Source organism: Limosilactobacillus secundus (genome assembly GCF_020784695.1).
Classification (GTDB): domain Bacteria; phylum Bacillota; class Bacilli; order Lactobacillales; family Lactobacillaceae; genus Limosilactobacillus; species Limosilactobacillus reuteri_F.
Map to the genome: position 1 here is coordinate 22,474 of NZ_JAJGUA010000027.1, position 8,169 is coordinate 30,642.

At 36.7% G+C, this 8,169-nt stretch carries 3 protein-coding genes; all 3 read right to left on the bottom strand.

Going from position 1 to position 8,169, the window contains the following annotated elements; genetic code table 11:
- Nucleotides 1-49 precede the first annotated feature (49 nt).
- Complete coding sequence (locus tag LMB57_RS03415) at nucleotides 50-5,176, bottom strand: glycosyl hydrolase 53 family protein (RefSeq protein ID WP_229272554.1); 5,127 nt, start codon at nucleotides 5,174-5,176, stop codon at nucleotides 50-52.
- A 128-nt stretch (nucleotides 5,177-5,304) separates the two neighbouring features.
- A complete protein-coding gene (locus LMB57_RS03420) occupies nucleotides 5,305-5,859 on the bottom strand; it encodes a CDP-diacylglycerol diphosphatase (protein WP_229272555.1) in 555 nt (184 codons plus the stop codon).
- An 87-nt stretch (nucleotides 5,860-5,946) separates the two neighbouring features.
- The coding region (locus LMB57_RS03425) for a C39 family peptidase (RefSeq protein WP_229278051.1) at nucleotides 5,947-8,169 on the bottom strand (2,223 nt) is incomplete at its 5' end.

Sequence of the window (8,169 nt, forward strand, 5' to 3'; positions counted from 1 at the left end):
AAAAAGCAGTTCTAAGATTTTTTCTTTGAACCACTTTTTCTCTAATCAATTATTTATTTGATGGATCAATCCATTTTAATGAGGCTGAATACGTAAGATTAATTGGATCCCCATATTTAGCGCCTTGGTTAGCAGCTTGTAAACTGGCAGTCGTTAACCAATATTCATAATGATATTGATTACCATCCTTTAATGTGTAGATTTTTTGTCCAGAAAGCGCCCCAGTTGTCCCATATGTTCCTGGAAGTACTTTTGCGAGATTATTAAATGACTGTGCGTTTATTACTGTGCCTTTCTCACCAGTTAGAGCAGCAGCAACGGTTTTCTGAAGAGTCGCTAAATCCTCTGCTGGTAATGAATCGCCTGTTTTAAGTGGATGATCAATCGATACTCCATCAATTCCCCATACTTCAGAAACAGTTGCATTTACTGGGGATGTGGCTGTTTCAACCTGCCTGTCAGCAACAAGCGTCGCACTATAATTAACTGTTAATGGAACACCATATTTAGCATTTTGATTAGCTTTAAGAAAATTACTAAGTTTTTCCGCAGTATTGTTACCATCTAACCAAAATTCATAATGATACTTATTACCAGCTTCATCAACATAATTCTCACTCTTAAAGCCATCTTGAAGATCATTGAAAATAGCCTTTAAGGATGATTCACTAACACTAGTATTCTGAGTCCCATTTAATAACTGTTGGCCTTCTTTATTCAACACATTATTTAAATCTAAAGCGTCGCCAATCTTTAATGGATTTGTTAAATTAACCCCATCTGCTTTATACACGGCGTTAATCTTAGCGTTGAGGGAACTTGTAACATTTGCAGGAGAAACATAACCATTTAAAAATCCTTTATACATCATTAATGATTGAAGTGGGTAACCATGATCATCAAAGAGAGTATTATTATCCCAAGAAGTTCCACCTGAAGCTGGTTTTCCTTCATACATGATCTTTGAATCAGGGTAATAGCCACGCGCATTAATTGATGCCCAGCCAGTGCCTTGGACATCCCCCATCAGCTTATTATATTCCCAGTTATTCCAACCAGCTTTTACCGGAATCCAAGCTGGTTCCCAGTAAAATGCTCCTAGACCATTATCGTTGCTTAAAATCGCTTTATACATTGCGCCAATTTCATCAACTTGACCTTGAGGACTTACAGCATAATGACCAGGATCCCAGCTAACATTATTAGGAGTTCCATCAGCATTTTGCAAGGTAAATGGCCAACCGCTTTCCGCAATCATAAACTTTTTGCCATACTTGTCTTTAACCATTTTCTCTACATTAGCAATATTATCAGGATTATTGCCACCCCATCCCCAAAATGGATAGTAAGAAGACCCAAGAACATCATAATCAACATTATGTGTTTGCAAGGCATTCATGATCATATCATAATTGTGCATATCCGGTGTCTCAATATGAATTGCTAATTGAGTATCTGGACTGCTTTCTCGGAATGCCCGAGAAGCAGAACTAATGTAACTTGTCATCCGACTAACTTGTGGTTCTGTTTGCCAAACATTGACATCTTCGGCTTCATTGCGAACACCGAGAATTCCCTTTGTAATTTCATTACCAAGTTGAGCCATGTCAATATTAACCCCAGCCTTTGTAAAATCATTTACTAATTTCTTAGTATAGAGGTATATTTCATCATTAAGATCTTTATCATCAAGGTTTTTCCATTGCTTTGGAACTAATTGTGTAGCGGGATCGGCCCAGAAATCAGAATAATGTAATCCTAAAAGTACCTTCATTCCATACTTTTTAGCATTTTCTGCAATCTGTAAAACAGTTGCTTCATCATCAATTCCACCACCATACGATTCCCCAGCAGCATTATATGGGTCAACCCACATCCGGATACGAATGTAGTTAACACCCGCATCAGCAAGGACCTTTATTAAGTCAGCTGGTTGTCCATCAAAGTCATAGAATTGAACCCCATTTTTAACTAAAGCTACGTAGCTTGAAACGTCTACTCCACGAATCGTATCTTGTTTCATGTTTGGGATTGGATCCACTTTAACTGTTTCATAGCGTGCACCAGTCTCTGTTCCATTTTGATAAGCTAATGCAACCTCGTCAGCAGTTTTTTTACTCGTTGGTGTCATATTAACATTTTCTGGCTGCGAACCAGTTTCAGAACCATAGACAAGCGTAGCAGTATACGCAACTTTTAATTGATCACCATATTTAGCATTCTTATTGAGTGCTAGGAAATTGTTGAGTTTATCATCAGCAGTTTGGCCAGCAAGCCAGAATTTGTAATGGTAAGCATCGTTATTATTGTAGTAATTCTTGCTTCCTTCAAGAGCAGTTGCATTTCCAGGAAGTGCCGCAAAAATCGTCTTAAGGGTATCATAACTGATCACTGTTCCCTTTTCACCAGTTAATAACATCGGGCTTACTTGCTTAAACGCTTCGCCTAAATCAATTGTGCTGATTTCTGCTCCCGTTTGAAGTCCGTTCTCTACGTCAACTGTTACACCAGCATTTTTGTATGTTTCAGCGACTTGCCCAATTAAATTAGAAGTAACCTTTTCAGTTAGTGTTTGTTCACCTGGTTTAAATAAAACAATCGCTAATTTATTATTTGCTACTCCCACTCCTACTACACTATTGTTTAGTGTCATGTTAGTCGGTAAATTATTGATAAAATTATCAGCAAGTTGATTATAATCCATCGTTTGTGGTAAATCATAGATTGCTGTTAAAATAACATTACCATCAAGCAAAGCATTATTATGAAGCTTTTCATTAATTACTTTACTATCATTATTTACATCACCTTGAGCAAGTTCTTGGGCAATGTCATGGATGGTTAATTCTTGATAATTATTATTTTGATTAGTCCAATCGTAGAGAACACTAATCCCTTGTTGTTGCATCAATTTTTGAGCAATTCGCTGAGCGGTTAAATCACGCTTAGCACGCATAGAATCACTATTAAAGCTTCCACTTGTTTGATAGCTATCCTTTACAACATATACTGGTGAATTAATATCAATGTAATTACCATTTCCTACCGGATCATCAGTAAAACGATGAATCAATTGAATAGCAGTATTTCTTAAGTTTGTATTTAGCACTACTGAACTTTGGAATCCAGATTGTCCACTATTCAAAATACCTGGAAATACACGTTCTACATCTGGACGAACTAAATTACCTTCTGAACCCATTACAATGGAACGACCAATTTCTCTTCCATTTTGAAGAACTATAATATATTGATACGGTTTCCCATATGATAAGTTGCTGGCATGCCACCCCTGGACTTCAACTGTATTACCATTAACCTTAACATAATCAAAGCTTCCTTGATTAGCAGTCAGATCATATTTATTACTCCATTGATCTGTTACCGGTAATGTAGCAGTAGGATTACCATCATCGGCCGCACTAAATCTTAAAAGAATTTGAACGTCTTTAAGTTGAGATAGATCAATTTCTTTAGGTAAATTAATTGTTGTGTTAAATCCACTGTTCTCACTATTAAAGATTGAAGGATAAACTTTAGCAACATCTGACCGAGTACTTAGTTGAACGGCTTTACGCGTAATTTCTTTTCCATTATTCATTACTAAGATATATGGATGATTTTGGGTGGCTGAGGCATCACTAGCCATCCATCCAGTAACATGAATACCATTATTAGTTAAATAAAGTTGATCAATAGCATTAGCAGATTGATTAAGAACAATTGATGGAGACCAAAAATCTGTTCTTTTTCCATCATTTCCATTACCATTTGGATCTGTAGAATAACGGCTAACGATAGAATATTGGTGTCCAAAAACAATATCTGCTGGATTAACATCAAACGTTACATTAAAGCCTGAATCTAACGCATCTTTAATATTAGGATATGCTTGGGCAACGTCTGGACGAGTAACATTACTTATTTTAGTTGAAGCAATTTGATGCCCTGCCGTTTGATCAAAAAGAATTAAGAAACGATTATTTTCAACAGCAGCAACATCACTAGCATGCCACCCTGTAACAGTTACTTTCCCATTTTTGCTTATATTAAATTGATCAATATATCCTTGATTAGCTGCTTCCTGTGGTAACAAACGTTGAGGTGCAAGCCAATAGCTAACATAATTTCCTTCTCCGTTATCTGCGTCACTGTAACGGCTAATAATTTGCAATTCATGAGTTAAGTCAAGATTATCTAAAGAAAAATCAGCCGTAAACCCAGATTGCTCAGCATTAATAACTTGAGGATACGCTTCCGCAACATCAATCCGAGAAATATTATTTACTTTTTTACGAGTAATTTCATGGCCAAGAGTCCGATCAAACAAAATAATATAATGATTATCTTTACCTAATGCTTTATTAGTAGCATTCCATCCTGTTACATGAAGTTGATTATTAACAACTCCCATTTCATCTAGCCAAGCATAATTTTGGCGATCAAAAATGACTGGGGCGGAGACATAATCTACAAACTGACTGTTACCATCAGCAGACCCGCTATAACGACTAACAATTTGAATTACATTTCGATAGGTATTTAGTTTATTAGTATCTAATTGTATTTTTGCATCAAAGCCAGAATTTTCAGCATTATAGACATTATGAACATTTTTAACATCTGGACGTTGAACAATAGTTTGATTGTTCAATTTTGTCCGGCCTAGTTCGGCCTGCTCACCTTTATCATTATGACCAATTACAATTAAAAATCGGTTTTGATTACCATATGCAGCCGCCTGATTCGTAGCTTGCCATCCAGTAACATGTAATTGATTATTATTCACTTCGATAGAATCAAAATTTCCATAACTACCATTATCATTTTGATCATAGCTTTGAGTTTGACTAAGGTTAGCTTCTAAAGTTGCTGGTTCTTTAGAAGGGGTATCGTTATTACTAACAGATTCTTGGGGATGATTTATTTCTGCAACAGACTCAGTAGTAAAAGTTTTTAAGGTTTGTGTTTGTTTATTGTTATTACTATTATTATTGTTTTCTTGTTGGTCAGAAATAGGTTGAGTAGCAACTGACTGATTATCAGCAGAGTCTGTAGTATCAGCTTGTGCCACACCTCCTAAAATTATTCCAGTGGATACTGCAACCGTTGCAATTGCAGCTGTTATCCATTGCTTTCCACTTTTATATAATTTAAAATGTTTTTTCTGTTCCATTTGTTAATCTCCTATAATTTTTGTGAACCAATTCATTTTAGCATGCAATTATATAAATTAAAATTCTAGACAATAAAAAAGAATGCAATGAATTTAATAACTTTTTCATTACATTCTTTTTTGATAGATTAGTGAGCTTGAACAACCTTTGCATTGCTTGGTAAACTACCTGACCAATCATTATAAGTAATTTGATCACTACCGCTCGTTGTTTGTCGATCCATTCCATCACTATCTACATGATGAGTAACGCCATTTTCGTCTGTCCAAACGGCAACGTCACTTAAGCCAAGTTGAATTTCGCTGCTTTGATTAGCCTTATTACTTGAAGATTGTTGACTAGAAGTAGATGACTTTGTCGTACTTGTAGCAGAAGATTGTGATGAACTCGTTGCCTTAGATGAGTTTGCATTTTGAGAAGTAGTATTTGAACTACTATTAGAATCAATCTTGGCTACATCATCATCACTAACTTTAGATGAAGCGGCATTCTTTTTGCTACTTAATTTAGTTGAATCTTTAGCTTTTGCAGAATTTTTGCGACTCTCAGTAACTTTTGAGGTCGTCTCTTTAGACGAACTGTCACTAGAAGCAGATTTATTTGTACTGCTTGCACACCCAGCTAAGCCTAAAGTGGTCATTAATAATACAGAACTGCTTAGTAAAAGTCGTTTAATTTTCATTTAATTAATTCCTCCGTTTAGGATCATGTATCTTATGCACTTATTGTAAACCATCTTGATTATTTGCGCCACTAATTAAAGTTAATCTTAATAACTAATTGCTCGTTGTTTATCAGCATTCCAGTGTTGGTAAAATTCACCATACGTCATGCTTTCTTTTCTTCCCGTCCAAGGATTATTGTAGAACAAGCGACTTGCATCATAACCAGTTAATGCCAATGCATGATTTACAAATCCATTGACATTTGCAACCCATGCAACTACTAGATGTCCTTGCTTTAATTTATCTTGAATACGTTGCATCGATGCACCTGTCATAATTTCATGATGACCAACGAAACGGTCAACTACTGGTGCAATTCCAGTTGGGAAAATCCACCATCCACTCGGGCTAAACGGATTACCTACAAATCCATAGTCTCCATTATTGCTTCGTGGCATGATATTAGCAAGCTGTACCTTATTAACATCATAGCCTGCGTAACGTAACATCATTGTTACTGCTGTAATTTCACAACCAGTTGGTAATTCCGGAAGTTGACTAATAACCTCCGCATCATTATAAACCGCAACAATTTGTCCATTATCATTGTAGGTAGTCGTTTTACGGCCTTCAGTTTGAGCTCCTGAAAGAAGAGAAACCGGTCCAGATACAATATCAATATAATTACCATTGCCAGCTGGATCATCCGTTAATCGGTTAATAATTTTAACTACTTTGTGGAGTATATTTTCTTGAGTCGGAATCACAATTTGAAAGCCTGACTTATTTGCTCCTTCAATATATGGATAAACATTTTGAACATCATTTCGTCCAAGGTCCTTATCTGTAATCTCTTGGCGGTAAAGTTCTTGACCATTATTATCAAGAACGATCAACCATTCATATGGTTTATTACCCGCTTGCGTACTTGCATGCCAGCCACTCAAACTAACCTGACTAGCTGTTACGTGAATATTATCAAAATTACCAGCATTCGTTGGATAATCTTGACTATACTGATCGCTGTAATTTTGGTTAGCATCATCACCAGCAAACCGCATAATTACTTTAAGGGTGCCGTTTGCCTTAGCTGGATCCACCTTAAATTCACCGTTAAAGCCACTCTTTTGCGAGTTGTAAATGCTTGGATAAACTTTAGCTACATCAGGACGGTCAGTTAGTTCGACCTTCGTCCTAGCAATTTCTTGACCATCATTCAATAAAATAAGGTAAGCATTAGGCTTGTTAATTGATTGATCGCTGACCATCCAGCCTTTCACATTGTAGCCATTATCAGTCTTGGTAAAGCTATCAACATAAGAAGCTTGTTGATCCAACGTTACAGGATTAAACCAATAATCAGTAGTCTTACTTTGACCATTATCCCCATTACCACCATCTAACGTCGAGTAACGACTAACAAGACTATAGCTATGACCTGGGGTAAGATTTACTGTACCAAAATTAGCATTAAAGCCAGATTGCCCAGCTGTTGCTACTGTAGGATAAGCCTTTGCCACATCGGGACGGGCACCATTAGTTACCTTAATAGACTTAACTTGCGTCTTATTTGTATTATCAAATAGGATCAAGTAGTGACTATTTTCAACTTGAGAATAATCCGTTGCGTGCCAGCCACTAACGATTAATTGACCGTTACTAAGATTAAATGAATCAAGACTCCCTTGATTACTAGTGTTAGCTGGCGCAAACTTCTTAGGGGCATACCAGTAACTAACATAGTTTCCTTCACCATTAGCAGCATCGCTATAGCGACTGATAATTTGCAGTTCATGGTTTAAGTCAATGCCAGCCAGTGAAAAGGCTGTATTAAAACCAGAATCTTTGGCATTAATCACTTGGGAGTAAGCTTTCGCTACATCAGGACGGACCGTAGGTTCTACTTTTACCCGAGTAATTTCATGACCAGCGGTGCGGTCATATAAAATCACATAGTGATTAGCTTTCCCTAATGCCTTATTAGTCGCATTCCAACCAGAAACTTGAAGCTGATTATCTTTAACACCAAAATTATCAAGATAAGCATAATTTCCCTTATCAAGATTAATTGGTTGCGACCAATTATCAACATGATTCCCTTCACCATTAGCGGCATCACTATAGCGACTAACAATGTGAATCTGGTCATCAACACTCTTAACCTTACTCCAGTCCAGATTATTCATCGTTGCTTGGTAACCGGAATCCTTAGCGTTAACCACATCCGGATAAGCCTTGGCAACATCAGGACGCGCTACATTTTCGGTTACCGATGTACGACCTAATTCGGTATTAGTAGTACTATCATAAGCCACTAAATAACGATT